Below are 26,673 nucleotides of genomic sequence, written 5' to 3' on the forward strand. Positions count from 1 at the left end.
ATGGCAACTCCTACGATCCACGTCAGCGTCGTCTCGGCCGAGGAAGGGGTGTTCGAGGGCGACGCGGAGTTCGTCGCGCTGCCCGGCGAAAGCGGCGAGCTCGGCATCTATCCCACGCATACGCCCCTGATGACACGGATCCGGCCGGGGGCGGTGCGCATCAAGGTGCCGGGGCAGGAGGACGAAGAACTGGTGTTCGTCGCCGGCGGCATCCTGGAAGTGCAGCCGTACGAGGTCACGGTGCTGGCGGACACCGCCATCCGCGGACGCGACCTGGACGAAGCCAGCGCGAACGAGGCGCGCAGGCAGGCCGAAGAGGCGCTGCGCAACCGGGACACCAAGATCGACTACGCCAAGGCGCAGTCGGAACTGGCGATCGCGATTGCGCAAATCCAGACCCTGTCGCGGCAAAAGAAACGGCGCTGAGATGCAGGACGACCCACCTGGCAGGGCGGGGCTGCCGGCCCTGGCACAACTGCGCGACGGCCGCACGGCCTTGCTGCGCGAGATCCGGACGCAGGACGAAGACGAACTGCGCGACGCCTTCCATCGGCTGTCGGCGGATTCGCGCTACGCGCGCTTCATGATGCCGGTGCGCGAGCCGTCGCCCGCCATGCTGGCGGCGGCGACGCGCCCACACCCGGACCATGACCTGGCGCTGGTCGCCATCAGCGGGGAGGGCGGGCCGGACCAGGACATCATCGCGGGCGCGCGCTATGTCGGCGCGCAGGGCGTTGATAGCTGCGAGTTCGCCGTCACCGTCGCCGACGACTGGCACGGACTCGGCCTGGCGCGGCGCCTGCTGGAGATACTCATCGCGCAGGCCACGGCGCGCGGATTGCGTTGCATGGAGGGGTATGTGCTTGCGGCCAACACGCCGATGCGGCGGTTGGCCGGGCGCCTGGGCTTCGTCGACCGGCAATGCGACGATGACGGCACCCTGCGGGTGGTCAGGCTGGACCTGGCCGGCGGCGTCGCCGAGGCAGGATAGAGGGCGCGGGTCAGCGCGCCGGGGTGCGGCGCTCGCTGGTCAGGAAGCGCTCCAGCGTCTGCTGCATCTGCATCGAAATGCTGCAAAAGCTGCAGCCGATCTGCACCTGCTCGCCGAGCAGGAAGGTGCGGAACGGGCGCATCAGGCGCACTTCGAGGTCGGCCGTGATGACCAGCGCCGGCCCGAGTTCGAGCCGCACGCCGATCAGTTTCTTGCCCACGTGGAGGCCGAAACACTGTTCGGGCGTGGCGCGCATGCCGACGCCGCCCTGGGAAAAATCGTAGAGCGGCAGTTCGTACTGGCGGCCCGACAGGCCGAAGCTGGCGCTGTAGTTGGCGCCGACCGGCGTCTCGACCCGGCGCGCCGAGCGCCGGTTCAGCACCAGGCAGTGTTCGGGGAAGGTCGCCGGCACCAGGTGCGGCTGGCCGGGCAGGCTGTCCCAGTCGCTTTCGAGTTCGAATTGCAGCTTGGCGTTGCCGCCGATCGCGCTGACAAAGGTGGCGTGGTGGGTCATCGGCAATTCACTGCCAGTGAAATCCAGCACGAAGTGTGGCAACTCCGGATCGACCGACTCGATCCGCACCAGGATCGGCTCCTGGATGCCGGAATAGACGGTCACCGGATCGCCGCTGAGCGACAGGGCGGTCAAGGCTTCGCCGATGTCGAAAGGATCCGACATCTGGTGTGGCGCGGCATTGCCGGGAATGCGGCTCAAGAGGTCGGAAGACTTTGGCGGGCCCTTGCGGGCAATGGCGACGGCATCGGAGACGTTCACGGCGGGGTCCTGGACGTGATTGTAAAATGCTGCTGCACGGAAGTATAACGCTCTTTGCAATCTTGTTGCAATCCGGAAATCAATCGTGCAGCATTGGCATCGATCAAATTTCCAGGTTATCGATGAGGCGGGTGGCGCCCAGCTTGGCCGCCGCCAGCACCACGAGCGGCTCGCCGCGCTCCAGGTCGGCAGCTTCCGGCGCCTGCAGGTCGATGCGCTTGCGCACCGAGACATAGTCCGGTTTCCAGCCGCGGCCGGCCAGGGCCGCCATCGCGCGCGCTTCCACGGCTTCGACGTCGCGCTCGCCGCCGCGGATGGTGTCGGCCACCGTGTTCAGGTGCTGGTACAGCACCGGGGCTTCGGCCCGCTCGTCGCTCGAGAGGTAGCCGTTGCGCGAGGACAGGGCCAGGCCGTCCTCGGCGCGGAAAGTCTCGGCGCCGATGATTTCGGTCGGCAGCGCGAACTGGCGCGCCATATTACGAACGATCATCAATTGCTGGTAATCCTTCTTGCCGAAAACGGCCACGCGCGGCTGCACGCAGGAGAACAGCTTGGTCACGACGGTGCACACGCCCTCGAAGAAGCCGGGGCGGAACTCGCCTTCCAGCGTATTGCCCAGGCCTTCCGGCGGACGCACGCGGTATTCCTGCGGCTCCGGATACAAATCCTTCTCGGTCGGCGCGAACAGCACGTAGACGCCTTCTTTTTCCAGCTTGGCCACGTCTTCCTGGAAGGTGCGCGGGTATTTGTCGAAATCCTCGTTCGGGCCGAATTGCAGGCGGTTGACGAAGATCGAGGCGACCACCGGGTCGCCGTGACGGCGCGCCAGGCGCATCAGCGACAGGTGGCCTTCGTGCAGATTGCCCATTGTCGGCACGAAGGCGGTGCGCAGCTGGCCGCGCAACTGGTCGCGCAATTCGTCAATGGAAGAAATGATTTTCATGGTGAACGGATGAGAATAAACCGGCATCAAGCCGGCGAATAGGCGAGGCGCACGTAGATCGGTGCAAAGGGCTCGGCCTGGGTAATTTCGATCAGTGTTTCTTTCGCCAGTTCGAGCATGGCGACAAAATGGACGACCACGATCGGAACCGTATGCTGGCCCGCGAACAGGTCGCCGAACTCGACGAAGCGCTGCGATTGCAGGGTGCGCAGGATGGCCGACATATGCTCGCGCACCGACAATTCCTGGCGCCCGATCCGGTGGTGCTGGGTCAGCTTGGCGCGACGCAGCACGTCGAGCCATGCGCGCTGCAAGTCCCAGGGATCGACGTCGGGCAGGGCGGTGTTCAGGCCTTGTTCCACGAACAGCTGCGGGCGCACGAAGTCCCGGCCTTCTTGCGGCACATTGCCAAGCGCAACGGCCGCGGACTTGATCTGCTCGTAGTCCAGCAGACGGCGCACCAGTTCGGCGCGCGGGTCGCCGACGTCCTCGACCAGGTCGTCCTGGCGCTTCGGCAGCAGCATGCGGGATTTGATCTCGATCAGCATCGCGGCCATCAACAGGTATTCCGCCGCCAACTCGAGGTTGCTCTTGCGGATCTGTTCCACGTATTCCAGGTATTGCAGGGTCACCTGCGCCATCGGGATGTCGAGGATGTTGAAGTTCTGCTTGCGGATCAGGTACAGCAGCAGGTCGAGCGGACCTTCGAAGGCGTCGAGGAAGATCTCGAGCGCGTCGGGCGGGATGTACAGGTCGTTGGGCAGGCGCGTCAGCGGTTCGCCATACAGGCGCGCGATCGCGGCGTCTTCCGGCGAGGATGGCGCGGCATGCTGGTCATCCACGGCGGCTTCCAGAGGGATATCCTCCCCCTCGGCCGCCCCCTGGGGCATCATGCGCGCGCTCCTGGCCTCAGACCTTGGTCTGGTACGGGTAGGCCTGCTGGCGCAGGCGCGATTCCTGGATGCGGGCCTGCTCGTCGAGCGAGACCGGCTCCTTGTCCCACAGCAGGGCGCGGCCGGCGACCTGGCCCGCGTCCAGGTGCGGATTCTGCTTCTTCAGCTCCGAGATGAACTTGGTGTGCTCGGATTCGTACATCACGTGTTTTTTCGAGAAGATCATGGTTCGCTTAAGATAAATGACGGCTGGTTGCCGGCGACGGGCAGATTCTTCTGCCACCCGCCGCCGGCGTCAAGTCTTACTTGTGCAACTCGTTCAGCTGGCGGGCGATGATGTCGTGGTTGAGCCACAGTACCGGCGCGATTTTTTCCGACGCGCCATGGAACATCAACGGACCGGCGCCTTCCAGCACCAGGCTCGACAGGTGATCGGTGATCAGCGCCTTCTTGTCCTTGTGCAGGCCGGTGATGGCTTCCGAGGTGCCGATCATGACGTCGGCCAGCTCCGGGGTGTTGTCCATCGGCCAGGCTTCGAAGTTGCGGAAGGTGGCGCTGGTCGCATCGTTATTGTACCCCTCGATGGTGTCGAGCAACTGTTGCAGCGAGGTGCCTTCGCCCAGCAGCTCTTCACAGATGCGCCACTGCTCGTCGGCCCAGGCGCCGCCGCCTTCCTTCTTCAGCGCGCGCAGCAGCGGGAACAGCGACAGCTCGACGCCGACGAAGATGTCGGACGAGTTGGTGCGGATCTCCGGGCAGTTGAACACGGTCGCGAAGGTGCCGTTCTTCCAGGCCGCTTCGGCGATCGATTCCAGGCGCATCTTGGCGTAGCCCTGGGTGTAGTTGGTGTAGGTCTGCCACTGGTACTCGTCGCCAATCAGGATCTCGGTGCCGTGGTAGCCGTAGGCGGTGTAGCGCACTTCGCCGCCAGCCTGGGTCACGCGCTCACGAATGGCTGCGGACGCATCGATCAGGTACTTGAGCGTGTTGGCCGAGACTTCGTCGAAGTTCATCAGGATCAGCTTGCCCAAGTCGCTGTCGAGCAGGGCGCGCGACGACATGAAGCGCTCGCCGCGGCCTTTGTAGATGCGGTTGGCGATGGCCAGGAAGGCCTTGATCTTCGGGATGCCGCCGGCCATCGTGTGGGCGAAGAAGACGTTGGCGCCTTCCGGCACCAGCTTGTCGATCTCCGCCATCACGGTCGCGGCCGAGCCGGTGAAGCGGGCCACACCGGCGGCGCGGCAGCGCTCGATGCGTTCCCAGTCCAGCTTTTCTTCCTGCCAGTTCTTCAGGGTGATACCGGACAGCATTTCGGTCGGGTTCTGTTCGCCTTCCGGGGCGTCCATGTCGAAGCCGGCCATCAGCGGCACATTGATGATGCGGCCGCCCAGTTTCTCTTCCGCCTCGGCCAGTTCTTCGTCGTTCAGGGCGCGCAGGGCGCCGCTGTCGTCGCGGCGACCCACGGTGACGCCGACGATGGTCATGCCGGCGGCGCGCGCCTGGTCGATCAGGCCGTTCACATAGCCGCGGCCGAACAGTTCGCCGAACAGGACGAAGACGTCGCCCTTACGGAACACATTGGCTTCTGGGATATGGCGGAGAGGAGTCAAATCGGTCATATTATTAGCTACCTATCAAAAGAGTTTGTGGCGGCGTTTTGTCATATTTAAAACATGGCATTGTACACACACGCCACAAGCTCGGGAATGCTTCCCGAGGCTTGCATGAGGCCGCTCTACGACCAGCCGTGCCGGTGGTAGAGCGGCCTCATGCCTTAACAATTCAGCGGATACGCATGCCCGGCGTCGCGCCCGGCATCGGGTCCAGCAGGTACAGGCCCGGGTTCGTTTTCTCGTCGGCGCTCGAGGCGCACAGTACCATGCCTTCCGAGACGCCGAATTTCATCTTGCGCGGCGCCAGGTTGGCGACCAGCACGGTCAGCTTGCCGATCAGGTCTTCCGGCTGGTAGGCCGACTTGATGCCCGAGAACACATTGCGGTGACGGCCTTCGCCCACGTCCAGGGTCAGGCGCAGCAGCTTGCTCGAGCCCTCCACATGTTCGCAGTTGACGATCTTGGCCACGCGCAGGTCGATCTTGGTGAAGTCGTCGATCGAGATTTCCGGGGCCAGGGCTTCGATGTCGCTGTCGCCGGCCGACTCGGCCTGCGGTGCTTGCGTTGCCTCAGCCTTCGGCGCCAGTGCAGGAACCGCGGCAGGCGCAGGCTTGTCGAACAGGTTCTCGACCATCTTGGCATCGACGCGCTGCATCAGGTGCGCATAGGCGCCGATGGTGCGGCCGAGCATGGTTTCGTAGACGGCGGCGCCATGGGTGTCGGCCCAGCTCAGTTCTGCATCGCCCAGGAATTCCGTCACGCGCGCCGCCACGTTCGGCAGCACCGGCGCCAGCATGATGGTCAGCTGGCGGAACAGGATGAGCGCCGTGGTGCACACGTCGTGCAATTCCGCGGTTTTGGTTTCATCCTTGGCCAGCAGCCAGGGCTTGTGCTCGTCGACGTACTGGTTGATGACGTCGGCGATTTCCATGATCTCGCGCAGGGCGCGGCCATATTCGCGCGCCTCGAAGGCGGCGGCGATGCTGGTCTGGCGCTCGGCGCCGTCCGCCATCAGGGCCTTGCAGATGGTGTCGCGGGCGGTCTGCGACAGACTGTCGGCCAGCTTGCCGTCGAAGCGCTTGGCGACGAAGCCGGCGCAGCGGCTGGCGATATTGACATATTTGCCGATCAGGTCGCTGTTCACGCGGGCCACGAAGTCGTCGCCATTGAAGTCCAGGTCTTCGACCTTGGCGTTGAGCTTAAAGGCCAGGTAGTAGCGCAGCCACTCCGGGTTCATGCCCAGCTCCAGGTAGCGCAGCGGCGAAATGCCGGTGCCGCGCGACTTGGACATCTTTTCGTTATTGACGGTCAGGTGGCCGTGCACCGCGACCTTCAGCTTGTCGATGATCGGGTGGCCCGAGAAATTCAGCATGGCCGGCCAGAACAGCAGGTGGAACGAGACGATGTCCTTGCCGATGAAGTGCAGCTGTTCGGCGTCGGGGTCGTTCAGGAAGGCGTCGAAGTCCTTGCCTTGCTTCTCGAAATAGTTCTTCAGGCTGGCCAGGTAGCCGACCGGCGCGTCCAGCCACACGTAGAAGAATTTACCCGGCGCATCCGGAATCGGAATGCCGAAGTAGGGCGCGTCGCGCGAGATGTCCCAGTCGGCCAGCTTCTCGCCTTCTTCGCCCAGCCATTCCGACACCTTGTTGACCATCTCGGGCTGCAGGCGGCCCGGGGTGTTCAGCCATTCCTTCAGGAACTGGAAGCAGCGCGGGTCGGACAGCTTGAAGAAATATTGCTCGGACGGCTTCAGCACCGGGGTCGAGCCGGTGAACACCGAGAACGGGTTGATCAGTTCGGTCGGCTGGTAGGCGGCGCCGCACACTTCGCAGTTGTCGCCGTACTGGTCTTTCGCATGGCAGACCGGGCACTCGCCCTTGATGTTGCGGTCGGCCAGGAACATGCCCTTGGCGGTGTCGTAGAAGCGGTCGACGGTCTTGGTGACGATCAGGCCGGCGTCGCGGAGCTTGCGGTAGATGCCCTGCGACAGTTCGACGTTTTCCGGCGAATCGGTCGAATACCAGTTGTCGAAGGCGATATGGAAGCCGTTCAGGTATTGCGGGCGGCCGGCGGCGATCTTGGCCACGAATTCCTGCGGCGTGATGCCTTCCTTCTCGGCCGCGATCATGATCGGCGTGCCGTGGGTGTCGTCGGCGCAGACGAAATGCACCTCGCGTTGCGTGCCATTGTCGCGCTGCATTCGCTGGAAGCGCACCCAGATGTCGGCCTGGATGTATTCCATCATGTGGCCGATATGGAAGGCAGCATTGGCGTAGGGCAGTGCGGTGGTGACGAACAGCTTGCGGGTCATGGTGTCGAAACGCTCGGGTTATATGAAAAGAAGCATTTTACCAGTGGATGGCCCTGCGCGCTCAGGGGGTATTGCCCGGTTTTGCGTCCATCGGCCCAGCAAGCAGGCCGTTTTGCGCTACACTTCGCCCCAATATCATCCGGAGAGCACCATGAGCATCACTGAGAACGACGTCAAGACCGCTTTGTCGGAAGTCATCGATCCTAACACCCAAAAAGATTTTGTCACGACCAAGTCGGTCAAGAACATCAAGATCGAAGGCGGCCAGGTCACCTTCGAGCTGGAGCTGGGCTACCCGGCCGCCAGCCAGGTCGAAATGTTGCGCGGCATGGCCGCCGCCGCCGTGCTGGAACTGCCCGGCGTCGAAGGCGTCGCCATCCGCGCCTACAGCAAGATCGTGTCGCACACCGTACAGCGCGGCATGAAGGTCATGCCGAACGTCAAGAACATCATCGCCGTCGCCTCGGGCAAGGGTGGTGTTGGCAAATCGACCACGGCCGTCAACCTGGCCCTGGCCCTGGCCGCCGAGGGCGCCAGCGTCGGCATGCTCGACGCCGACATCTACGGCCCGTCGCAGCCGATGATGCTGGGCGTGTCCGGCCGTCCGGTCAGCCACGACAACAAGAGCATGGAGCCGCTCGAGAACCACGGCATCCAGGTGTCGTCGGTCGGCTTCATGATCGATCCGGACGAGCCGATGGTATGGCGCGGCCCGATGGCCAGCGGCGCCCTGCAGCAGTTGCTCGAGCAAACCAACTGGCGCGACCTGGATTACCTGATCGTCGACATGCCGCCGGGCACCGGCGACATCCAGCTGACGCTGTCGCAAAAAGTGCCGGTCACCGGCGCCGTGATCGTCACCACCCCGCAAGACATCGCCCTGCTCGACGCGCGCAAGGGCCTCAAGATGTTCGAGAAGGTCGGCATCCCGATCCTGGGCGTGGTCGAGAACATGAGCACCCACACCTGCTCCAACTGCGGCCACACCGAAGCGATCTTCGGCCATGGCGGCGGCGAAAAGATGTGCGCCGACTTCGGCATCGATTTCCTGGGCGCGCTGCCGCTGACCATGGCGATCCGCGAACAGGCCGACGCCGGCCGTCCGACCGTGGTCGCCGATCCGGAGGGCCAGGTCGCTGCCGTCTACAAGCAGATCGCGCGCAAGGTCGCGGTCAAGATCGCCGAAAAGGCAAAGGACATGAGCAGCAAGTTCCCGAGCATCGTCGTCAAGAACGACTGACGCGAGTCGGGGCGCCAGCCCCGCTCCACTCCCTCCCGCCGACGCGCGCCAGCACCTTGTTGTTGGCGCGCGTCATTCATTCCGCATCCCGAAACTGCGCCGATCGGTCAGCATTTTCCTGCTAACTATCTGTTTGAAAATAAAGTCGTTAGGAAATTCCCTACCTACACTCTGACCTTGAGCGACCACCGCACGGGTGTGCAAACGGGTATTGGGAATCACATGGACGACGACAGCACACAGCGGTGGAGCGGGCGCTACCTGGGCGTCGCGCACCGCTTCATCCCCGCCGCGCTGCAGCAGGACGCGGCCCAGGCGGCGCGCGCCGGCAACGTGGTGAATGCGGCGGTAATGGCCGGCACCGCCGGGCCGCTGTACGCGCTCGCCTACTGGCTGCTGGGCCTGGAGACGGCCGCGGTCGAGATCCTGCTGTGCTGCGCGGTGATGCTGTCGGCGCCGCCGGTGTTGCGCCTGACCGGCAGCGCGGTGGCGGCGCGCGAAGTGTTCCTGTGCGCGCTGTTCTTCAATTTCAGCTGGCTCAGCTGGCACCTGGGCGGCATCGTCTCGCCCACCGTCAGCTGGCTGATCACGGGGCCGGTGGTGGCCATGTTCCTGGGTGGGAAGCGGTGCGCCGGCTTCTGGCTGGCCATGAGCTGCGCCAGCGCCACCCTGATCTACCTGCTGGAGGCCAACGGCCTGGCCCAGCCGCTGACGCCGCGGACCGACATGCCGCTGCTGCACCTGGTGTGCGACCTCGGCCTGTACGTCGTGGTGCTGGTGTTCGTGCTGCTGTTCGAGCTGACCAAGAACGACGGCTTTTCGCGCCTGCGCCAGGCCCTGGCCACGATCAATGAGCTGGCGATCCGCGATGAGCTGACCGGCATCCATAACCGCCGCTTCCTGCTCGACCTCGTGGAAAAGGAAAAGGAGCGCGCCGACCGCAATGGCAGCGAGTTCTGCCTCTGCCTGTTCGACATCGATTTCTTCAAGCGCATCAACGACACCTATGGCCACGCGGCCGGCGACGCCGTGCTGCGCGACTTCGCCCGCACGGTGCAGGAGCAGCTGCGCGCGCTCGACGCCTTCGGGCGCTATGGCGGAGAAGAGTTCCTGCTGATGCTGCCCGAGACGCCGGCCGCGAGCGCGATCGCGCTGGCCGAACGGGTGCGCGGCGCGGTCGAAGGCCTGCGCTGCCTTGACGCGGAGCGCACCATCACGCTGACGGTGTCGGCCGGCGTGGCCGAGTACCGGCTGGGCGAGAAGGTGGCGCAAACCATCGTGCGCGCCGACCAGGCCCTGTACCTGGCCAAGTCGGGCGGCCGCAACCGGGTGCTGTGCCATGGCGAGGATGGGCCGGCCGAAGTGGCGAAAAGCCTGGGCGCGCCGGTCACCGACGCCCGTGCGCCGCTGGACGGCGCCGACGGCTTCCAGCGCGACCAGCTGACGGGCCTCTTGAACCGGCGCCTGCTGCGCGACCGCCTGCGCCATGCGATGGACCGCGCGCGCCGTAACGGCCGCCTGGTGGCGCTGCTCCTGCTGAACATCAACCGCTTCAAGGAAGTCAACGACGCGCTCGGCTACGAGGCCGGCGACATCCTGCTGCACCAGGCCGGCGGCGCGATCCGGCGCTGCCTGCGCGACTGCGACACGGTGGCGCGCTGGGGCGGCGACGAATTCGTGGCGCTGCTGGAAGACCTGGGCAGCCAGGCCGACGCCCAGCTGGTGGCCGACAAGATCCTCGACCGCTTCACGGCGCCGCTGTCGGTCGCGGGACACGATTGCTACGTGACGCTGGCGGTCGGGATCGCCCTCTATCCGGCGCCGGACTGCGACGTCGACGCGCTGCTCAAGCGCGCCGACATCGCGATGCGCAGCGCCAAGGGCTGGGGCCAGAACATCGTGCGCTTCTATGCGGGCAGCGGCGGCGCCGCCGCCGCCGGCGCGCTGGCGCCGCCGCAGAGCGAGCGCCTGGCGCTGAAGAACGGCCTGCGCGACGCCCTGGCCCAGGGCCAGCTGTTCATCGAATACCAGCCGCAGGTCGAGCTGCGCGAGCGGCGCGTGATCGGGGTCGAGGCGCTGGTGCGCTGGCAGCATCCGGTGTACGGCCGGATCGACCCGGGCCGCTTCATCCCGCTGGCCGAGGAGACCGGGATGATCGTCCCGATCGGCGAGTGGGTGCTGCGCTGCGCCTGCCTGCAGAACCGCGCCTGGCACGCCGCCGGCCTGCCGGAGATAAAGACCGCGGTCAACCTGTCGGCGCGCCAGCTGCGCGAGCCGGGCCTGGCCGGGCGCATGCTGGCCATCCTGGCCGAGACCGGAATGCCGCCCGCCTGCCTCGATCTCGAGATCACCGAAGGCATCCTGATCGAGGACCTGGCGGCCAATTGCGCCGTGGTGAGCCAGTTGCGGCGCGCCGGCGTGCTGGTCTCGATCGACGATTTCGGCACCGGCTATTCGAGCCTGAACTACCTGTGCGAGCTGCCGGTGGACATCCTCAAGATGGATGGCCTGTTCGTGCGCCGCCTGGGCGCCGCCAGCGGCCGCGCGCGCGCCTACGCCGTCGCCGACAGCATCGTGGCGATGGCGCACCGCCTTGGCCTTTCCGTGATCGCCGAGTCGGTCGAGACGACGGAGCAGCTGGGCGACCTGTGCGCGATGGGCGTCGACGCCGCCCAGGGTTACCTGTTCGACCGACCGCTGGCGCCCGGGCTGGTGGCGGCGCTGCTGGGGCGCCAGCAGCGCGAGTGCGCCGACGGCACGCTCGCGCCAACCCGCATTCTTGAATCCGTAGCTGGAGGACGCCGTGCAGAATGAATCGATTCCCTTCGACCCGGTGCGCGACCCGGCGGCCCTGGGCGCTTCCGGCGCCCTGGACGGCAACGTCGCCCAGTACGCCCAGCCGCGCGGGCGTGACCTGCTGCGCCGCGGCGGCGCGCTCGACGCCTGGGTGCAGCTGCGCGCCCGCCACGGCGTCTGGCCCTACGGCAGGGTGCTGATCGGCGCGCCCGGTCCGCTGGCGAGCGTGGCCGACGATGGCGCCTCGCCCGCGCGCGGCATCAATTTCGCGTCCCAGGACTACCTGTCGCTGGCCGCCCATCCGGCGGTGCACGAGGCGGCGCGGCGCGCGCTGCACGACGCCGGGCCGCACAGCGCCGGCTCGGCCGTCTTGCTGGGCAATACCCGCCATTCGCAGGCGCTGGAAAGCGCGCTCGGCGAGCTGCTGGGCCTGGACCAGCTGGTGCTGTTCCCGACCGGCTGGGCGGCGGCCTTCGGCGTGATCACGGCCCTGGTGCACTCGTTCGACCACGTGGTGATCGACGCCCTGGCCCACGCCTCGCTGCGCCAGGGCGCGGCCTGCGCCACCCGCAACGTGCTGGTGCACCGCCACCTCGACTGCGACCACGTGCGCGAGCTGCTGGCGCGGATCCGCGCGCTGGACGCGGTCAATGGCATCCTGGTGGTGACCGAGGGCCTGTTCAGCATGGACGCGGACAGCCCCGACCTGCCATTGCTGCAGCACCTGTGCCGCGAATACGGCGCGACCCTGCTGGTCGACGTGGCGCATGACCTGGGCGCGCTGGGGCCGGGCGGCGGCGGGGTGGTGGCCAGCCAGCGCATGCAGGGACGGATCGACATCGTGATGGGCAGCTTTTCCAAGACCTTCGCCACCAACGGCGGCTTCGTCGCCTGCGCCAGCCAGGGGGCGCGGCGCCAGTTGCAGCTGTACGCCGGGCCGCACATGTTCTCGAACGCGCTGTCGCCGATGCAGGCGGCGGTGGCGTTGGAAAGCCTGCGCATCGTCGCCTCGAGCGAGGGCGACGGGCTGCGCGCCGACCTGTTGCGCAACGCGGTCGAGCTGCGCGCGCTGCTGGCCTGTTCTGGCCTGCATTGCCTGGGCGAGCCGTCGCCGATCGTGCCGGTGTGGACCGGCCTGGAAAGCGCGGCGCGCGTGGCCGGCATGCTGCTGGCGCGCGATTCGGTGTTCGTCAACCCGGTCGAGTTTCCCGGCGTGCCGCTCGGCGCGGCGCGGCTGCGGCTGCAGCTGATGGCCCAGCACACGCCGGCCCAGCTGCGCCGCGGCGCCAGCCTGGTCGCCAATGCCTGCGGCCGCGCCGGCGCCGGCGCCTTCGTCGGCAAGTCGCCGCGCGAGGCCTACCAGGAGCGCTATCGTGGCTGAGAGCGAGCCGCTGCAGGCGGCTTTCGTCCTGCGCCAGCTGGAACGCCATGCGCGCAGCGCGCCCGACCACGTCGCCTTCACCTTCCTGCGCGAGGACGGGCGCGAGGAATCCCTCAGCAATGGCGAGCTGGCCGCGCGCGTCGAGGCGCTGGCCGGGGTGCTGGCGCGCGAGGCCGCGCCGGGCGAACGGGCGTTGCTGCTGTATCCGCCCGGCCTGGCCTTCGTGACCGCGTTCTTCGCCTGCCTGCGCGCCGGCCTGGTGGCGGTGCCGGCCCCGCTGCCGCGCCGCAACGGCGGCGAGCGGCATCTGCGCGCGTTGCTGGTCGACGCCGATCCGGCGCTGGCGCTGGCCCTGCGCGAGGCCGCGCCCGGGCTGGCCTTCGTGATGGATGGCGGGCGTACGCGCCTGCTGTGCACCGATACGCTGCAAGGAGCGCCGACGCAGTTGCCCCTGGCTGGGCCCGATGCGCTGGCCTTCATCCAGTACACCTCCGGCTCCACCATGGCGCCGCGCGGCGTCGAGGTGGGACATGCCAGCCTGGCGGCCAACGTCGCCATGATCCGCGCCGCTTTCGGCTTCGACGCCGACAGCGTCATGGTGAGCTGGTTGCCGCCGTTCCACGACATGGGCCTGGTGGGCAGCATCGTCACGCCGGCCAGCGTGGGCTTTCGCTCGGTCCTGATGGCGCCCGCGACCTTCCTGCGCCAGCCGCAGCGCTGGCTGGAGGCGATCCACGCCTACCGCGCCACCTGCGCCGGCGCGCCCGATTTCGCCTGGGACCTGTGCGCGCGCCGCGCCACCCAGGAAGACAAGGCCCGGCTCGACCTGTCCTGCCTGACGGTGGCCTACAACGGCGCCGAGCCGGTGCGCGCGGCCACCGTGCGCCGCCTGTTCGCGGCCTTCGCCGAGTGCGGCTTGCGTCCCGGCGCGATTTTCCCCTGCTACGGCCTGGCCGAGCACACCCTGCTGGCGGCGGGCGGTCCGCGCGGGCAGGCGCCGCGCACCTTCGCCCTCAGCCAGTCGCGGCTCGAGGCGGGCCAGGTGCGCGAGGCCGACCGCAACGACCCCGATGCGCGCGAACTGGTGAGCTGCGGCCCGCCGGCGCCGGGCGTGGACCTGCTGGCGGTCGATCCGGACAGCTGCCGTCCGGCGGGCCCTGGCCGGGTCGGTGAGATCTGGCTGGCCGGACCCGCGGTGGCGCGCGGCTACCGCAACGCGCCTTTCGTGGCGCAGGCCGCTTTCGAGGCCAGGCTGGCGGACGGCGCCGGACCCTGGCTGCGCACCGGCGACCTGGGCTTTGTGCGCGACGGCGAGCTGTACATCACCGGGCGCCTGAAGGACCTGGTGATCGTCAACGGCCGCAATATCTATCCGCAGGACGTCGAGATGCTGGTGGAAGAGGTGGCCGGTTTCCTGGAGCCGAACCGCTGCGCGGTGTTCGGGGTCGACGACGGCGGCCAGGAACGGCTGGCGATCGTGCTCGAGGCCGACCGCCGCCTGGTGCGCATCGCCCGGCGCGGGCGCGGCGACGCCGCCAGCCTGGCCCAGCTCGACGCGCTGGTCGGACGCATCCGCAGCGCGGTGGCCAGCCGCTTCGGCACCACGGTCGAACTGCTGGCGCTGGTGCGGCCCGGATCCTTCCCGCGCACCAGCAGCGGCAAGGTGCAGCGCGCGCTGTGTCGCGCGCTGGCCGCGCGCGAGGAACTGGACGTGGTATACGCGGCGCGGTATCCGGAGCGCGAACTCCATCCGCGCCGTCGCAGCAGCGACGGGCGCGACCCGAGCGCGGCCGAGCAGAGCCGGCGCACGGCGGGCGAGATGCGCGACTGGCTGCGGCGCTGGGCGCCGCGCCGGCTCGACTCGCGCCTGATGGACGAGCGCCGCACGATGCCGCCGCACGTCCTGCTCGACCTGGGCAATCACGGCTTTCTCGGCATGCAGGCGCCGCTCGCGCTGGGCGGCAAGGCACTGGCGACCGGCGACCTGCTGCGCCTGATGGAGCAGCTGGCCGCGATCGACCTGACCCTGGCGACGGCGGTCGGGGTGCACAACGGCCTGGGGCTGCGGCCGGTGCTGCGCTTCGCGCCCGAGCGCCTGCGCGCGGCGGTGGCGCCGCACCTGGCCGGCGGGCGCCAGCTGGCCGCGTTCGCGCTGACCGAGCCGGCGGCTGGCGCCAATCCGCTGGCGATGCGCACCCGCGCCCAGCGCTGCCCAGGAGGCTGGCGCCTGAATGGCGACAAGCACCTGATCGGCCTGGCCAACTGGGCCGGCTGGATCACGGTGGTGGCGCGCGCGCTGGACGAGCAGGGGATGGCGCTGGGAACGGTCGCGCTGCTGCTGCCGGACGACGCGCCGGGACTGCGCCAGGACGCCGAGGCGCTGACCATGGGCATGCGCGCCATGGTCCAGAACGCGCTGCGCTTCGACGACGTGTTCGTGCCCGACACCCACGTGCTGGGCCAGCCGGGCGCCGGCATGGAGGTGGCGCGCGACGCGATGGCCTTCGCCCGGCTCGGCATCGGCGCGCTGTGCGTGGGCGGCATGAAGCGCTGCGCCCAGCTGATGCTGCGCTACGCCAGCCGGCGCGAGGTGGCGGGCGGGCGCCTGCTCGAGCATCCGGTGACCCTGGCGCGGCTGGACGGCCTGACAAGCGCGATCGACGCGCTCGAGGCGCTGGTGCGCGCGCTCGGCGCCTACGACGATCGGGGCGGCGTTCATGGGGCCCAGGGCGCCCGCGGCGGCCTGCCGCAGGAAGCCTGCATGGCCTGCAAGTGCGTGGCCTCGGAGCTGCTGTGGGAGGCGGCCGACATGCTGATGCAGCTGCTGGGCGGGCGCGGCTACCTGGAGCCGAGCCTGGCGCCGCTCCTGATGCGCGACGCGCGCGTGATGCGCATCCTGGAAGGGCCGACCGAGGCGCTGTACGTGCACCTGGGCGCCGGCGCGCTGGACGGCGGCTGCCTGGCGTTCGCCGCCGACGTGCTGGACGGGGCGGACGTGGTGCGGCAGGCGCGCGCGGCGCTGCTGGAGGCCGGCGCGACCTGCCCAGGCTATGCGGCCGGCGAACTGTGCGCATGGACCCTGCTGGTGGCAGCCTGCGGCGACGGCCCGGCGGCCCCCTGGGCGCGGCGCCGCTGGTCGGCGTTGCGGGCGCAGCTCAAGCACGGCGCGCCGGCGGCGCCAGCGACCCTGGCGGCGCGCATCGCCGCCTATGCCGACGCGATCGGCACGCCGGACCAGGAGGCGGCGGGGGAGGGCCGTGAGCGCGATCCGCTGCTGGAACCCGGCTGGGGGCCCGGCGCCGGGGAGGCGGCCGCGCGCGCGTCTGTTCCCGCGCCGGCAAAAATGGAGGCGTCGGCGCCGGCGCCGGCCGGCCTGGAGGACACCCGGGCGCTGGTGCGGCGCTGCCTGCTGTACGGGCTGGACGGCGGCGTCGAGACGCTGGGCGACGACCAGCCCTTCGCCGAGGTGGGACTGGATTCGCTGTCGGCGATGCCGGTGGCCCTGGAGCTCGAGCGCCAGACCGGGATGACGATCAATGCCGAGCTGTTGTATGAATACCAGACGGTGGCGCAGCTGGCCGCCTATCTGGATGCCAGGCGGGCGGCGGGGACGGCGCAGGAAGGGGCGGCGGGCGGCTGACCGATGCAGCCGCGCGCAGGGCGACGGGGTAAAATACGCTCTTTTACCTGATTGCTTTCTGCCATGACCGTTCGCACCCGATTCGCTCCCAGCCCGACCGGCTACCTCCACCTGGGCGGCGCGCGCACCGCGCTGTATTCCTGGGCCTATGCCCGCCACTTCGGCGGCACCTTCATCCTGCGCATCGAGGACACCGACCTCGAACGGTCGACGCCGGAAGCGGTGCAGGCGATCCTGGACGGCATGAAGTGGCTGGGCCTGGAGCACGACGAAGGCCCGTTCTACCAGATGCAGCGCATGGACCGCTATCGCGAGGTGGTCAAGGGCATGCTGGACGCCGGCACCGCCTATCTGTGCTACTGCTCGCCGGAAGAAGTCGAGGCGATGCGCGAGCGCATGCGCGCGGCCGGCGAAAAGCCGCGCTACGACGGCACCTGGCGTCCGGAGCCGGGCAAGACCCTGCCCGCCGTGCCTGAAGGCGTCAAGCCGGTGGTGCGCTTCAAGAACCCGCTCGACGGCGAAGTGACCTGGACGGACGTGGTCAAAGGGCCGATCACGATCGGCAACAAGGAGCTGGACGACCTGGTCATCGCGCGTCCGGACGGCACGCCGACCTATAACTTCTGCGTCGCGGTCGACGACTGGGACATGCAGATCACCCACGTGCTGCGCGGCGACGACCACGTCAACAACACCCCGCGCCAGATCAACATCCTGCGCGCGCTCGGCGCCGAGCTGCCGCAGTACGGCCACCTGCCGATGATCCTGGGCGCCGACGGCCAGAAGCTGTCCAAGCGCCACGGCGCGGTGAGCGTGATGGAATATCCGGAGCAGGGCTATCTGCCGGAAGCAATGCTGAACTATCTGGCGCGCCTGGGCTGGAGCCACGGCGACGACGAGATCTTCTCGATGCAGCAGTTCACCGAGTGGTTCAACCTGGAACACCTGACCGCATCGGCGGCCCAGTTCAACCCCGAAAAGCTGGGCTGGCTGAACAACCACTATATCAAGCAGACCGACAACGAGCGCCTGGCGCAGCTGGCGCTGCCGAAGCTGGAGCGCGACGGCGCGCGCTTCGATGGCGCCCCGGCGCTGCCGACCGTGCTGGGCCTGATGAAGGAGCGCGTCAACACGATCAACGAGCTGGCCGATGCGGCGATGCTGTTCTACCGCGATCCGCAGCCGGATCCTGAATTGCTGGCCCTGCACCTGACCGACGCCGTGCGCGCCGCCCTAGCTACCTTCGCCGAGCGCTCTGCCACCGTCGAGTGGAACAAGGCGGCGCTGGCGGCCATGCTCAAGGAAGTGCTGGCCGCCCACAGCCTCAAGATGCCGCAACTGGCCATGCCGCTGCGCCTGCTGTTGACGGGCCAGCTGCAGACGCCGGCGATCGATGCGGTGCTGGAACTGTTCGGGCGTGACGTCGTGCTGGCGCGCGTGCAGAAGGGCCTGTAATACATCGCGTGTCCGGGACGCACTGTAGGGTGGACGGGTTCCCCGTCCACGCGGTGATGGTTGGCAGCCAGGTCATCCGGCGCGATAGCGGCGCCGATAGCGATCACCGCGTCGGCGGAAAGACCCGCTGACCCACCGCAAGAAAAGACGTTGAATGGCGCCGAACACAAACGCTAAAAACGGACTTTGCGAAATGCAAGGTCGTCCTATATAATGCTCGCACTTCAGCGCTGCGGGGGTATAGCTCAGCTGGGAGAGCGCTTGCATGGCATGCAAGAGGTCAGCGGTTCGATCCCGCTTACCTCCACCAACTCTGAAGTGGCAGTAAGGTAGTAGGGCAGTAAAAGCAGTAAGCGGTTGTTCCCGGTCCCTATCGTCTAGAGGCCTAGGACATCACCCTTTCACGGTGAGTACCGGGGTTCGAATCCCCGTGGGGACGCCAGGCAACTGGCAAGAATGACCGGACGAAGGCAGCGCAAGCGGCACTAGTCGAAGCAGTAACAGTGTAGTAAAATGTTGTTTTCTCGTAGGGGGTATAGCTCAGCTGGGAGAGCGCTTGCATGGCATGCAAGAGGTCAGCGGTTCGATCCCGCTTACCTCCACCACGATGGAAAACAGCAGTTCGCAGTATCGGAAGTTACTAGGGTCCCTATCGTCTAGAGGCCTAGGACATCACCCTTTCACGGTGAGTACCGGGGTTCGAATCCCCGTGGGGACGCCAAGAATTTGGCAGTGCGCCGCGCCAGCGGCGGCGCGCGGTAAAGGTAGTCGGTAGTTTAAGTTTTGTGCAGTTTTAGGTCCCCATCGTCTAGAGGCCTAGGACATCACCCTTTCACGGTGAGTACCGGGGTTCGAATCCCCGTGGGGACGCCAGCTTAAAACCGGAGTAGACCAACGCGCATGCGCGGAGAGGTGCTCCGGTTTTTCTATTGTGCCGGCAGAAGTGCGCCCGCATGGGCGGCGTGGTAGTAAAGTAGCAGCAGTACAGTTTTAGGTCCCCATCGTCTAGAGGCCTAGGACATCACCCTTTCACGGTGAGTACCGGGGTTCGAATCCCCGTGGGGACGCCAATACAGAAAGCCGGAGCCGGCCGCGACAGCGGGGCTCCGGTTTTTCTTTTGCGGCCTGCGTGCGGCGATGTGGATGCCGTCCCAGGGCCGCCTTCCCGACGGCCGTCAGCGTCTGGGCAGCGTCACCACCCCGCCAGCCGCACTCCCCCGAATGGATATTGCATCGCTCCCGCCTGGCCCGCGCCGCCGAGGCCGGGCACTCCCATCCCCAGGCGTGCGCCATCGCCTGGCGGCGCCGCGAACATCCCGGCGGGAATGCCGAAGCCGGCGGCCGCACTCTGCCACGCCATGCCCGGTTGCGCCACGGGCAGGCCCAGCGCCACCAGCGCGTCCGGCAAACCATAACCTATCCTGGTTGGGTCGCTGAGGGTCACGGGGCGCGCGCTCATCCGCAAGACCTGGAACAGGCGCTCGACCCGTTCCGGCGAGCGCGGCAGCGACATGGACTGGAACTCGGGACGGTGCGCCAGCACCAGGGCCGCAAGGCCGGTGACGTGGGGCGCCGCCATCGAGGTGCCGTCCCAGGCCGCGAAGTTATTGGGCGGAACCGACGACACCACGGCCACGCCTGGCGCGCAGACGTCGACCTGCGGCCCGAAGCAGCTGAACTTGGCCGTAAAGTAACCCTGCATATCGCTGTCCGGGCCGATGGTTTCGGCATGGTAGCTATCGGGCGGGAATTCGCCGATCTTGCCGATCGCCGCCACCGCCAGCACATGCGGCGACGACGCCGGGTACTGGACGGCCGCGGCCGAGTTGCCGGCCGCGGCGATGCAGGCGACGCCGGCCTGCTTGGCGCGCACGATTTGCCGCTCCAGCGCTTCGGACGGCGATCCGCCGCCCAGGCTCATGTTGACGACGTCGATCCCCTGTTCGATGCAGTACTCGAGTGCGTCGATCAACTGGCTGACCTGGCCGCCGGGGAACAGCTTGCAGACGTGGATCTCGGCCTCGGGCGCGAAGCCGCGTATGCCCCAGGCCGGATCGGCGGCGGCGATCACCCCGGCGCAGTGCGAGCCGTGCCCGAGCGTGTCGACGTTCCAGGTGGAGCGGTCGACGTTCTTGTTGACGACGTCGAAGCCGGCATGGATCTGGTTGAGGTTGCCATGCGTGGTGGCGGCGCCGGAGTCGATGACGGCGATCTTGATGCCGCGGCCGCGGAATTGCTGGGGCACCTGGTCGAGACGCATGGCGCGGGCGCCCCAGCCCATGGCGCTCTGCTGCGGCAAGCCCCTCAGCGCCGCCCAATCGGCCAGCGGGCGCAGCATGACGACGTTCGGTTCGTCCAGGCTCAGGTCGGGGTCGCGCTGGTAGAGGCTCCAGTAATCGGTGCGCGGCTTGACGTACAGGCCGCTGATCGTGTGCGCGTCTTCGCCATACAGGCGCAGATGGGCCACCCCGTCGGGGCCGGTTACCGCGGAGCTCGGCAGTGCTCCGCCGAACAGCGAGACTTCGACATCGGGCAGCGGGGCGCCGTCCTTGCCGACCACGGCGAGCAGCAGCTCGGCCTGCGGTCCCTGGTAGGGCGTCAGCGAACTGACGAGGTCGGGGCGGCGCAGCATGGGGTCGAGCAGTTCCAGGTGCTGGTCGCGCTCGACCAGCAGCTGGCCCTGGCCGCGCTGGAGCAGTTCGCCCGCCTTCTGGTCGGTCATGCGCGCCACCACCACGCCGTCGGCCGGTTCGCCCATGGCGGCCGGGCCGAAGCCGGCCGGCGCCATGCCGCCGCGGGTGGTGATGGTGTCGACCACGTCGATGTCGGGCAGGGCATGCAGGGCCTGCTGGACGGCCGACAGGCCCAGCGGCGCGACCCAGCTGCTGGCGCCGAAGGCGCCGGTGAGCGCCGCGCGTGGCGCGACCAGGTATTTTTTCTTGCGCTCGGCGACCGGTCGGCCGCGTGCGATGGCCGAGGCGCCATTGATGGCGCCCGCCGTGGTGCGTTTGGCTCCTGCGCCGTCAGGAGTCGGGTTGGGCGTCTCCTGGGCTTCGCCGGCGGAGCCTTTCGTATGTTTTGGCATGGGATGTCCTTTGCCCGGGGCCGCTCAGTCGGAGAGCGAGAGCGGCTGGTCCGGTTCGATCGTTAACTGGTGGAGAGTCTGTTGCCGCAGCCGTTCGGCGGTCGGCGCGTCGGTCTCGACGACGGCCGTGTGCGGCGGCCCGGAAGAGGGGCCGATAATGTCGACCAATTGCACGCCTGGTTCGGCGCCAAGGGTCGCGAGAAACGTCGCGAGCGCGTTGTCATCGTTGGCGGCGCGCACAATGTAGCGGCCGAGCGTAGGAGGCAGGGATGCCGGCATGGAGAGGCTCCTGAATGCCGGTCTGCCGCTGGCGCATGCCCGCGGCAGACAGGCGCACATCGTTAGGCAATAAGCGTTATGCGTTGCGCATCAAGCGTTCGGCGCCGGGTTCAGTGCACGGTTTGCTGGCCGCCGTAAGGCATCTGCTGGCCGCCATACGGCATTTGCTGGCCACCGAACTGCTGCCCCAGCGGTTGCTGGCCGAACTGCTGCTGGCCGAACTGTTGCTGGCTGTAGGGATCGACCCCGAGCGGCACGTAGCGGCCCAGCTGGCTGGCGACGTTGCCGATCGCGGCGCCCAGGCCCTGGTTGCCGAGCTGCTCGCCGATGAAGCCGCCGACCGGACGAGCGTATTGGGTGATGGCATTGCTGAGCCAGCCTTGCGGGGCGATCTGGCCACCTTGCTGGCCGCCTTGCTGGGCGACTTGCTGTTGCAGCACCGCTTGCTGCTGCTGGACTTGCTGCAGCGTTTGCTGCAGTTGCTGTTGCAGCACTTGCAGCTGCTGCAGCTGGACCAGTGGCGACGACGCTTGCTGGCCTTGTTGCTGGCCTTGGGCGTCAGCCCCGAACGGCACATAGCGCCCGAAGCTGGAGCCTTCGCTGATGATGTTCCCCAGGGTGCGGTTACCGGTCAGGTTGCCGATGAGGGAGCCGGCCGGCTTGCCGATCGTGCTGATCAGGTTGCCGAAGAAGCCGCCTTGCGGGGTCAACTGGCCTTGTTGCTGTTGCATCTGCTGCATCTGCTGCAATTGCTGGAGCTGCTGCAGCTCTTGCAGTTGTTGCGGGTCCAGTTGCGCGCCGAGGCCGCCCGACGGATCGGCCGACAACGGCGAAAAGCGACCCAGGAAGCCGCCGGCCGTCTCGCCGATGCGGCCGCCCAGGCCCGCATTGTTGAACAGGCCGCCGATGCCGCGGCCGATCATGCCGCCCAGTGGCGCGCCGAACATGCTGCCCAGCGATTGCGGCGCAAACTGTTGTGGTCCGAACTGTTGTGGGTAGCCTGCTTGTTGATACTCGTTCATGGTAACTCCTCCAGGTAGTCGGCCGTATCGCGGCAGGCAGGAAGCGGGTTGGCGCCTGCCACGATCGGCCGTGTTCACATTGTTCGCGCCACCGCAATACCGATGGAGCGAGGCGAAGGGCAGGAAGGGCTGCCATCGAGGCCGCCTTCCCTGCAGGTAGGCGTTCGACCGGGCGTCGATGGCGAAGTTTTTGCCTTCTGGAGATCGAGGCGCACTTCGGTTTTGGTCATTGCGATAACGCAGACGCGTGCCAGAAACTCCACAGTTTCTTCGCGGATTGCACTGTGCTCATGGATATTTTGTCGGATGGCGTTAGAATGGCGGCCCCTGCCACCGCGGCCTGACCGGCACACTGTTTACCCATGTTCCAGAATTCTTGCGCGCCGTCGCTGGCCATCTTTTGCAAGGTCGTCGACAACTACGGCGACATCGGCATCTGCTGGCGCCTGGCGCGCCAGTTGCGCCATGAGCACGGGGTGGCGGTCACGCTGTGGGTGGACGACCTGGCGAGCTTTCGCCGCATCTGTCCGCAAGTCGATCCGGGCGCCGCGGCGCAGGCGCTGCAGGGCGTCGCCGTACGCCACTGGCGCGGCCAGGACGGCGTGTATGGCGTCGGCGACATCCCCGACGTCGTGATCGAGTTCTTCGGCTGCGAGCTGCCGCCGGCCTGGGTCGAGGCGATGGCGGCGCGCACGCCGCGTCCGGTATGGATCAACTACGAAGGCTTGACGGCCGAGGAGTGGGTCGAGGGCTGCCACCGGTTGCCGTCGATGCATCCACGGCTGAAGCTGACCAAGCACTTCTACTTCCCCGGCTTTAACGAGCGCACCGGCGGCCTGCTGTGCGAGGCCGGCCTCGACGCGCGCCGCCGCGCCTTCCAGCGGGATCCGGCCCAGGCCGCCGCCTTCCTGGCGCGCTTCGGGGTGGGGGCAGGGGAGGCGGCCCGGCGCAAGGTGTCGCTGTTCTGCTATCCCGAGGCGCCGGTGGACGGCTTGTTCGAGGCCTGGCGCGAGGCGGCGCAGCCGACGCTGTGCCTGGTGCCGGAAGGCGTGGCGCGGGGGCAGGTCGAGGCTTTCCTCGGCGGCGCGGCGGTGGCCGGCGCGGGCGCCACCCGCGGCGCCCTGACGGTGAAGGTGCTGCCCTTCGTGCCGCAGGACGACTACGACCTGCTGCTGTGGTCGTGCGACCTGAACTTCGTGCGCGGCGAGGATTCCTGGGTGCGCGCCCAGTGGGCGGGGCGCCCCTTCGTCTGGCACATCTACCCGCAGGACGAGCAGCTGCACCACAAGAAGCTGCGCGCCTTCTTGCAGGCGTATGCGCCGGCGCTGCCGGCGCTGGACGCTTTCATGCTCGGCTGGAACGGGGCGCGCGAGGTCGGTGACTGGCGGGGCGCCTGGGCCGCGCTGGAAGCCGAGCTGCCGCGTATCGCGCAGCAGGCCGAAGCCTGGCGCGACCAGGTCACCGCCCATGGCGATTTGGCGACGAAGCTGCTCGATTTCGTGCGCGAGCTGGGGCAGGCACCTGAAAACCGAGTATAATGCCCGGTTAGTTTCTAACGGATTCCGACGATCAAACGCAGGTTCCGAGGCGCTCAGTCACCAGCCCGCGATGATTTAATGCAACTATCTTTTTACGTAAAATACCTATGAAACCCGCAAAAGAAATTCGTGTTGGTAACATCATCATGGTTGATGAGAAGCCATTCATCGTGCTGCGTTCCGACGTCAACGGCTCGAGCCGCACCGGCTTCACCTACAAGTGGAAGATGAAGAATCTTCTGACCAACGCTCCGCTGGAAAACGTGTTCCGCGGCGACGACAAGTTCGACGTGGTCGTGCTGGACAAGAAGCCGGTCACCTACTCGTACTTCGCCGACCCGCTGTACGTCTTCATGGACGAAGAGTACAACCAGTACGAAATCGAAGAAGAGAACCTGGGCGACGCGCTGCACTACCTGAAAGACGGTATGGAATGCGAAGCCGTGTTCTACGACGGCAAGGCCATCTCGGTCGAACTGCCGACCATCATCGCACGCCAGATCGTGTACTCGGAGCCAGCCGTCAAGGGCAACACCTCGGGCAACGTCCTGAAGGAAGCCAAGCTGGAAAACGCGATCGAAGCCCACCAGCACACCATCATGGTGCCGCTGTTCGTGAGCCAGGACGACACGATCGAAATCGACACCCGTACCAACGAGTACAAGAAAGTCGTGCGTAACTAAGCACCGGCTGTTCAAGAAAAAACGCTGCCTCGGCAGCGTTTTTTTTCGTCCATGCGGGCCAGCGACGCGCGCTGGCCTGCCGCCCTCAACGCCGCAGCTGCGACAGGTCGCGCACCGCGCCGCGGTCGGCCGAGGTCGTCAGCGCCGCATACGCCTGCAGCGCCTGCGACACGTAGCGCTCGCGGTCGACCGGTTGCCACGCATCCTGGCCGCGCGCCTCCATCGCCGCGCGTCGGTGCGCCAGCTCTTCGGCCGTCACGCGCAGGTCGATCGTGCGCGCCGGGATGTCGATGTCGATCAGGTCGCCTTCTTCCACCAGCCCGATGGCGCCGCCTTCCGCCGCTTCCGGCGAGGCGTGGCCGATCACCAGGCCCGACGAGCCGCCCGAGAAGCGTCCGTCGGTGAACAACGCGCAGGCCTTGCCCAGGCCCTTCGACTTGATGTACGAGGTCGGGTACAGCATCTCCTGCATGCCCGGTCCGCCTTTCGGGCCTTCGTAGCGGATGATGACCACGTCGCCCGCATGCACCGTGTCGCCCAGGATCGCTTCCACCGCCGCGTCCTGGCTCTCGAACACGCGCGCCCTGCCCGAGAACTTCAGGATGCTTTCGTCCACGCCGGCGGTCTTGACGATGCAGCCCTTCTCCGCGATGTTGCCGTACAGGACCGCCAGGCCGCCATCCTGCGAGTAGGCGTGCGCGCGGTCGCGGATGCAGCCGCTGGTGCGGTCGAGGTCGTTCTGTTCGTAGCGTTCCGATTGCGAGAACGCCACCTGGGTCGGCACGCCGCCCGGCGCCGCGCGGAACCAGCGGTGCACGTCGGGATCGTCGCTGCGCTTGATGTCGTATTTCTCGATCGCGGCGCCGATGCTGGGGCTGTGCACGGTCGGCAGCGAGGTGTCGAGCAGGCCCGCGCGCGCCAGTTCGCCCAGGATCGCGGTGATGCCGCCGGCGCGATGGACGTCCTCGATGTGGAATTTATCGGTCATCGGCGCGACCTTGCACAGGCAGGGCACCTGGCGCGAGATGCGGTCGATGTCGGCCATCGTGAACTCGACTTGCGCCTCGTGCGCGGCGGCCAGCAGGTGCAGCACGGTATTGGTCGAGCCGCCCATCGAGACGTCGAGCGCCATCGCGTTCTCGAACGCGGCCTTGGTGGCGATCGAGCGCGGCAGCACCGAATAATCGTCGCCCTCGTAATGGCGTTTCGCGAGTTCCACGATCAGGCGCCCGGCGCGCAGGAACAGCTCCTTGCGGTCGGCATGGGTGGCGACGATGGTGCCGTTGCCCGGCAGGGACAGCCCGAGCGCCTCGGTGAGGCAGTTCATCGAGTTGGCGGTGAACATGCCGGAACACGAGCCGCAGGTCGGGCAGGCCGAGCGTTCCACTTCCGCCACCTCGGCGTCGGACACGCTGGCGTCGCCGGCCTTGATCATGGCGTCGATCAGGTCGAGCTTGATCACCTTGCGGTCGTTGTTGACGACCTTGACCACCTTGCCGGCTTCCATCGGGCCGCCCGAGACGAACACGGTCGGGATGTTCAGGCGCATCGCCGCCATCAGCATGCCGGGCGTGATCTTGTCGCAGTTCGAGATGCATACCATGGCGTCGGCGCAGTGGGCATTGACCATGTACTCGACCGAGTCGGCGATCAGGTCGCGCGAGGGCAGCGAGTACAGCATGCCGCCATGGCCCATGGCGATGCCGTCGTCGACCGCGATCGTGTTGAATTCCTTGGCCACGCCGCCGGATGCTTCGATTTCGCGCGCGACCAGCTGGCCCAGGTCTTTCAGGTGCACGTGGCCGGGCACGAACTGGGTGAAGGAATTGACGACGGCGATGATCGGTTTCTCGAAGTCGCCGTCCTTCATGCCGGTGGCGCGCCACAGGGCGCGGGCTCCGGCCATATTGCGGCCCTGGGTGGTGGTGCGAGAACGGTAAGTCGGCATGGGGTGCTCCTGCGATGCAAAAAACAATGATGGCATCAGGGTGAAGGGTGGCGCTGGATTTGTCCAATATATGATCGTCT

General features: G+C 67.4%; 19 protein-coding genes and 6 tRNA genes. 15 read left to right on the forward strand and 10 right to left on the reverse strand.

All coding sequences use genetic code 11. From position 1 onward, the window contains the following. Together LO55_RS15425 and LO55_RS15430 are read left to right on the forward strand one after the other, a co-directional pair. The gene (locus LO55_RS15425; protein WP_005666699.1) at positions 1-426 is read left to right on the forward strand and encodes a F0F1 ATP synthase subunit epsilon; all 426 of its coding nucleotides are present in this window, start codon (positions 1-3) and stop codon (positions 424-426) included. A 1-nt stretch (position 427) separates the two neighbouring features. Next, positions 428-991, forward strand: coding sequence for a GNAT family N-acetyltransferase (locus tag LO55_RS15430; protein ID WP_071362132.1), 564 nt, complete (start codon positions 428-430; stop codon positions 989-991). A 10-nt stretch (positions 992-1,001) separates the two neighbouring features. Here LO55_RS15430 and LO55_RS15435 read toward each other — a convergent pair whose 3' ends face one another. The 6 genes from LO55_RS15435 to metG form a co-directional block, all read right to left on the reverse strand. Continuing rightward, positions 1,002-1,766, reverse strand: coding sequence for a flagellar brake protein (locus LO55_RS15435; RefSeq protein WP_071362133.1), 765 nt, complete (start codon positions 1,764-1,766; stop codon positions 1,002-1,004). 103 nt (positions 1,767-1,869) lie between these two features. Continuing rightward, positions 1,870-2,709: a pantoate--beta-alanine ligase gene (gene panC, locus LO55_RS15440; protein ID WP_071362134.1), complete on the reverse strand. Its 840-nt coding sequence runs from the start codon at positions 2,707-2,709 to the stop codon at positions 1,870-1,872. Between the two features lie 26 nt (positions 2,710-2,735). After that, entirely contained in the window at positions 2,736-3,602 is an 867-nt protein-coding gene (locus LO55_RS15445) for a segregation and condensation protein A (RefSeq protein ID WP_005666705.1), read from the reverse strand. A 16-nt stretch (positions 3,603-3,618) separates the two neighbouring features. Continuing rightward, positions 3,619-3,828 carry a DUF3460 family protein gene (locus LO55_RS15450; protein ID WP_005666706.1) on the reverse strand — a complete coding sequence of 70 codons (210 nt, stop codon included), beginning with the start codon at positions 3,826-3,828 and terminating at the stop codon, positions 3,619-3,621. 76 nt (positions 3,829-3,904) lie between these two features. Beyond that, positions 3,905-5,221, reverse strand: coding sequence for an enoyl ACP reductase FabMG family protein (locus LO55_RS15455; RefSeq protein ID WP_005666707.1), 1,317 nt, complete (start codon positions 5,219-5,221; stop codon positions 3,905-3,907). A 163-nt stretch (positions 5,222-5,384) separates the two neighbouring features. Then, positions 5,385-7,526 carry a methionine--tRNA ligase gene (gene metG, locus LO55_RS15460; RefSeq protein ID WP_071362135.1) on the reverse strand — a complete coding sequence of 714 codons (2,142 nt, stop codon included), beginning with the start codon at positions 7,524-7,526 and terminating at the stop codon, positions 5,385-5,387. A 151-nt stretch (positions 7,527-7,677) separates the two neighbouring features. On the opposite strand from metG, the gene apbC reads away from it, so the two are divergent. The 11 genes from apbC to LO55_RS15515 all read left to right on the forward strand — a co-directional run bounded on the left by apbC (position 7,678) and on the right by LO55_RS15515 (position 19,108). Beyond that, the gene (gene apbC / locus LO55_RS15465; protein ID WP_005666710.1) at positions 7,678-8,766 is read left to right on the forward strand and encodes an iron-sulfur cluster carrier protein ApbC; all 1,089 of its coding nucleotides are present in this window, start codon (positions 7,678-7,680) and stop codon (positions 8,764-8,766) included. A 222-nt stretch (positions 8,767-8,988) separates the two neighbouring features. Then, on the forward strand, positions 8,989-11,580 hold the full coding sequence (locus LO55_RS15470) for a bifunctional diguanylate cyclase/phosphodiesterase (RefSeq protein WP_071362136.1): 2,592 nt from the start codon (positions 8,989-8,991) through the stop codon (positions 11,578-11,580). Then, on the forward strand, positions 11,570-12,943 hold the full coding sequence (locus tag LO55_RS15475; RefSeq protein ID WP_005666716.1) for an aminotransferase class I/II-fold pyridoxal phosphate-dependent enzyme: 1,374 nt from the start codon (positions 11,570-11,572) through the stop codon (positions 12,941-12,943). Before LO55_RS15470 ends, LO55_RS15475 begins: the two co-directional genes overlap by 11 nt. After that, a complete protein-coding gene (locus LO55_RS15480; RefSeq protein ID WP_071362137.1) occupies positions 12,936-16,583 on the forward strand; it encodes an AMP-binding protein in 3,648 nt (1,215 codons plus the stop codon). Before LO55_RS15475 ends, LO55_RS15480 begins: the two co-directional genes overlap by 8 nt. Before the next feature lie 63 nt (positions 16,584-16,646). Continuing rightward, positions 16,647-18,038, forward strand: a complete 1,392-nt coding sequence (gltX, locus tag LO55_RS15485; protein WP_071362138.1) for a glutamate--tRNA ligase — start codon at positions 16,647-16,649, stop codon at positions 18,036-18,038. A 234-nt stretch (positions 18,039-18,272) separates the two neighbouring features. Further along, positions 18,273-18,348: transfer RNA gene (locus LO55_RS15490), tRNA-Ala, on the forward strand. A gap of 56 nt (positions 18,349-18,404) precedes the next feature. Next, a tRNA-Glu gene (locus LO55_RS15495) sits at positions 18,405-18,480 on the forward strand. A gap of 87 nt (positions 18,481-18,567) precedes the next feature. Next, positions 18,568-18,643 (forward strand) — tRNA-Ala (locus LO55_RS15500). Positions 18,644-18,683: 40 nt separating this feature from the next. After that, positions 18,684-18,759: transfer RNA gene (locus tag LO55_RS15505), tRNA-Glu, on the forward strand. Between the two features lie 76 nt (positions 18,760-18,835). Further along, positions 18,836-18,911, forward strand: a tRNA-Glu gene (locus LO55_RS15510). A 121-nt stretch (positions 18,912-19,032) separates the two neighbouring features. Next, positions 19,033-19,108: transfer RNA gene (locus LO55_RS15515), tRNA-Glu, on the forward strand. Between the two features lie 122 nt (positions 19,109-19,230). Here LO55_RS15515 and LO55_RS15520 read toward each other — a convergent pair. The 3 genes from LO55_RS15520 to LO55_RS15530 all read right to left on the reverse strand — a co-directional run bounded on the left by LO55_RS15520 (position 19,231) and on the right by LO55_RS15530 (position 22,424). Continuing rightward, positions 19,231-21,123: a S8 family serine peptidase gene (locus tag LO55_RS15520; RefSeq protein WP_071362139.1), complete on the reverse strand. Its 1,893-nt coding sequence runs from the start codon at positions 21,121-21,123 to the stop codon at positions 19,231-19,233. Positions 21,124-21,147: 24 nt separating this feature from the next. Further along, positions 21,148-21,402, reverse strand: a complete 255-nt coding sequence (locus LO55_RS15525) for a hypothetical protein (RefSeq protein ID WP_005666724.1) — start codon at positions 21,400-21,402, stop codon at positions 21,148-21,150. Positions 21,403-21,512: 110 nt separating this feature from the next. Continuing rightward, the gene (locus LO55_RS15530; protein ID WP_071362140.1) at positions 21,513-22,424 is read right to left on the reverse strand and encodes a hypothetical protein; all 912 of its coding nucleotides are present in this window, start codon (positions 22,422-22,424) and stop codon (positions 21,513-21,515) included. 362 nt (positions 22,425-22,786) lie between these two features. Here LO55_RS15530 and earP point away from each other — a divergent pair, with 362 nt between their 5' ends. Continuing rightward, the gene (earP, locus tag LO55_RS15535; protein ID WP_071362141.1) at positions 22,787-23,962 is read left to right on the forward strand and encodes an elongation factor P maturation arginine rhamnosyltransferase EarP; all 1,176 of its coding nucleotides are present in this window, start codon (positions 22,787-22,789) and stop codon (positions 23,960-23,962) included. A gap of 107 nt (positions 23,963-24,069) precedes the next feature. Beyond that, complete coding sequence (locus LO55_RS15540; RefSeq protein ID WP_005666727.1) at positions 24,070-24,645, forward strand: elongation factor P; 576 nt, start codon at positions 24,070-24,072, stop codon at positions 24,643-24,645. An 85-nt stretch (positions 24,646-24,730) separates the two neighbouring features. Here LO55_RS15540 and ilvD read toward each other — a convergent pair whose 3' ends face one another. Next, entirely contained in the window at positions 24,731-26,593 is a 1,863-nt protein-coding gene (gene ilvD / locus LO55_RS15545; protein ID WP_071362142.1) for a dihydroxy-acid dehydratase, read from the reverse strand. Between the last annotated feature and the right edge of the window lie 80 nt (positions 26,594-26,673).

The organism is Massilia timonae, assembly GCF_001866515.1.
In the GTDB taxonomy this organism is placed as follows: Bacteria; Pseudomonadota; Gammaproteobacteria; order Burkholderiales; family Burkholderiaceae_D; genus Telluria; species Telluria timonae.

Bases quoted from the DNA above. Each gene is read 5' to 3' on its own strand.
- panC (WP_071362134.1), bottom strand. From the start codon at position 2,709: ATGAAAATCATTTCTTCCATTGACGAATTGCGCGACCAGTTGCGCGGC.
- ilvD (WP_071362142.1), bottom strand. From the start codon at position 26,593: ATGCCGACTTACCGTTCTCGCACCACCACCCAGGGCCGCAATATGGCC.
- LO55_RS15450 (WP_005666706.1), bottom strand. From the start codon at position 3,828: ATGATCTTCTCGAAAAAACACGTGATGTACGAATCCGAGCACACCAAG.
- LO55_RS15540 (WP_005666727.1), top strand. From the start codon at position 24,070: ATGAAACCCGCAAAAGAAATTCGTGTTGGTAACATCATCATGGTTGAT.
- LO55_RS15445 (WP_005666705.1), bottom strand. From the start codon at position 3,602: ATGATGCCCCAGGGGGCGGCCGAGGGGGAGGATATCCCTCTGGAAGCC.
- LO55_RS15530 (WP_071362140.1), bottom strand. From the start codon at position 22,424: ATGAACGAGTATCAACAAGCAGGCTACCCACAACAGTTCGGACCACAA.
- earP (WP_071362141.1), top strand. From the start codon at position 22,787: ATGTTCCAGAATTCTTGCGCGCCGTCGCTGGCCATCTTTTGCAAGGTC.
- gltX (WP_071362138.1), top strand. From the start codon at position 16,647: ATGACCGTTCGCACCCGATTCGCTCCCAGCCCGACCGGCTACCTCCAC.
- LO55_RS15525 (WP_005666724.1), bottom strand. From the start codon at position 21,402: ATGCCGGCATCCCTGCCTCCTACGCTCGGCCGCTACATTGTGCGCGCC.
- apbC (WP_005666710.1), top strand. From the start codon at position 7,678: ATGAGCATCACTGAGAACGACGTCAAGACCGCTTTGTCGGAAGTCATC.
- LO55_RS15430 (WP_071362132.1), top strand. From the start codon at position 428: ATGCAGGACGACCCACCTGGCAGGGCGGGGCTGCCGGCCCTGGCACAA.
- metG (WP_071362135.1), bottom strand. From the start codon at position 7,526: ATGACCCGCAAGCTGTTCGTCACCACCGCACTGCCCTACGCCAATGCT.
- LO55_RS15425 (WP_005666699.1), top strand. From the start codon at position 1: ATGGCAACTCCTACGATCCACGTCAGCGTCGTCTCGGCCGAGGAAGGG.
- LO55_RS15455 (WP_005666707.1), bottom strand. From the start codon at position 5,221: ATGACCGATTTGACTCCTCTCCGCCATATCCCAGAAGCCAATGTGTTC.
- LO55_RS15520 (WP_071362139.1), bottom strand. From the start codon at position 21,123: ATGCCAAAACATACGAAAGGCTCCGCCGGCGAAGCCCAGGAGACGCCC.
- LO55_RS15470 (WP_071362136.1), top strand. From the start codon at position 8,989: ATGGACGACGACAGCACACAGCGGTGGAGCGGGCGCTACCTGGGCGTC.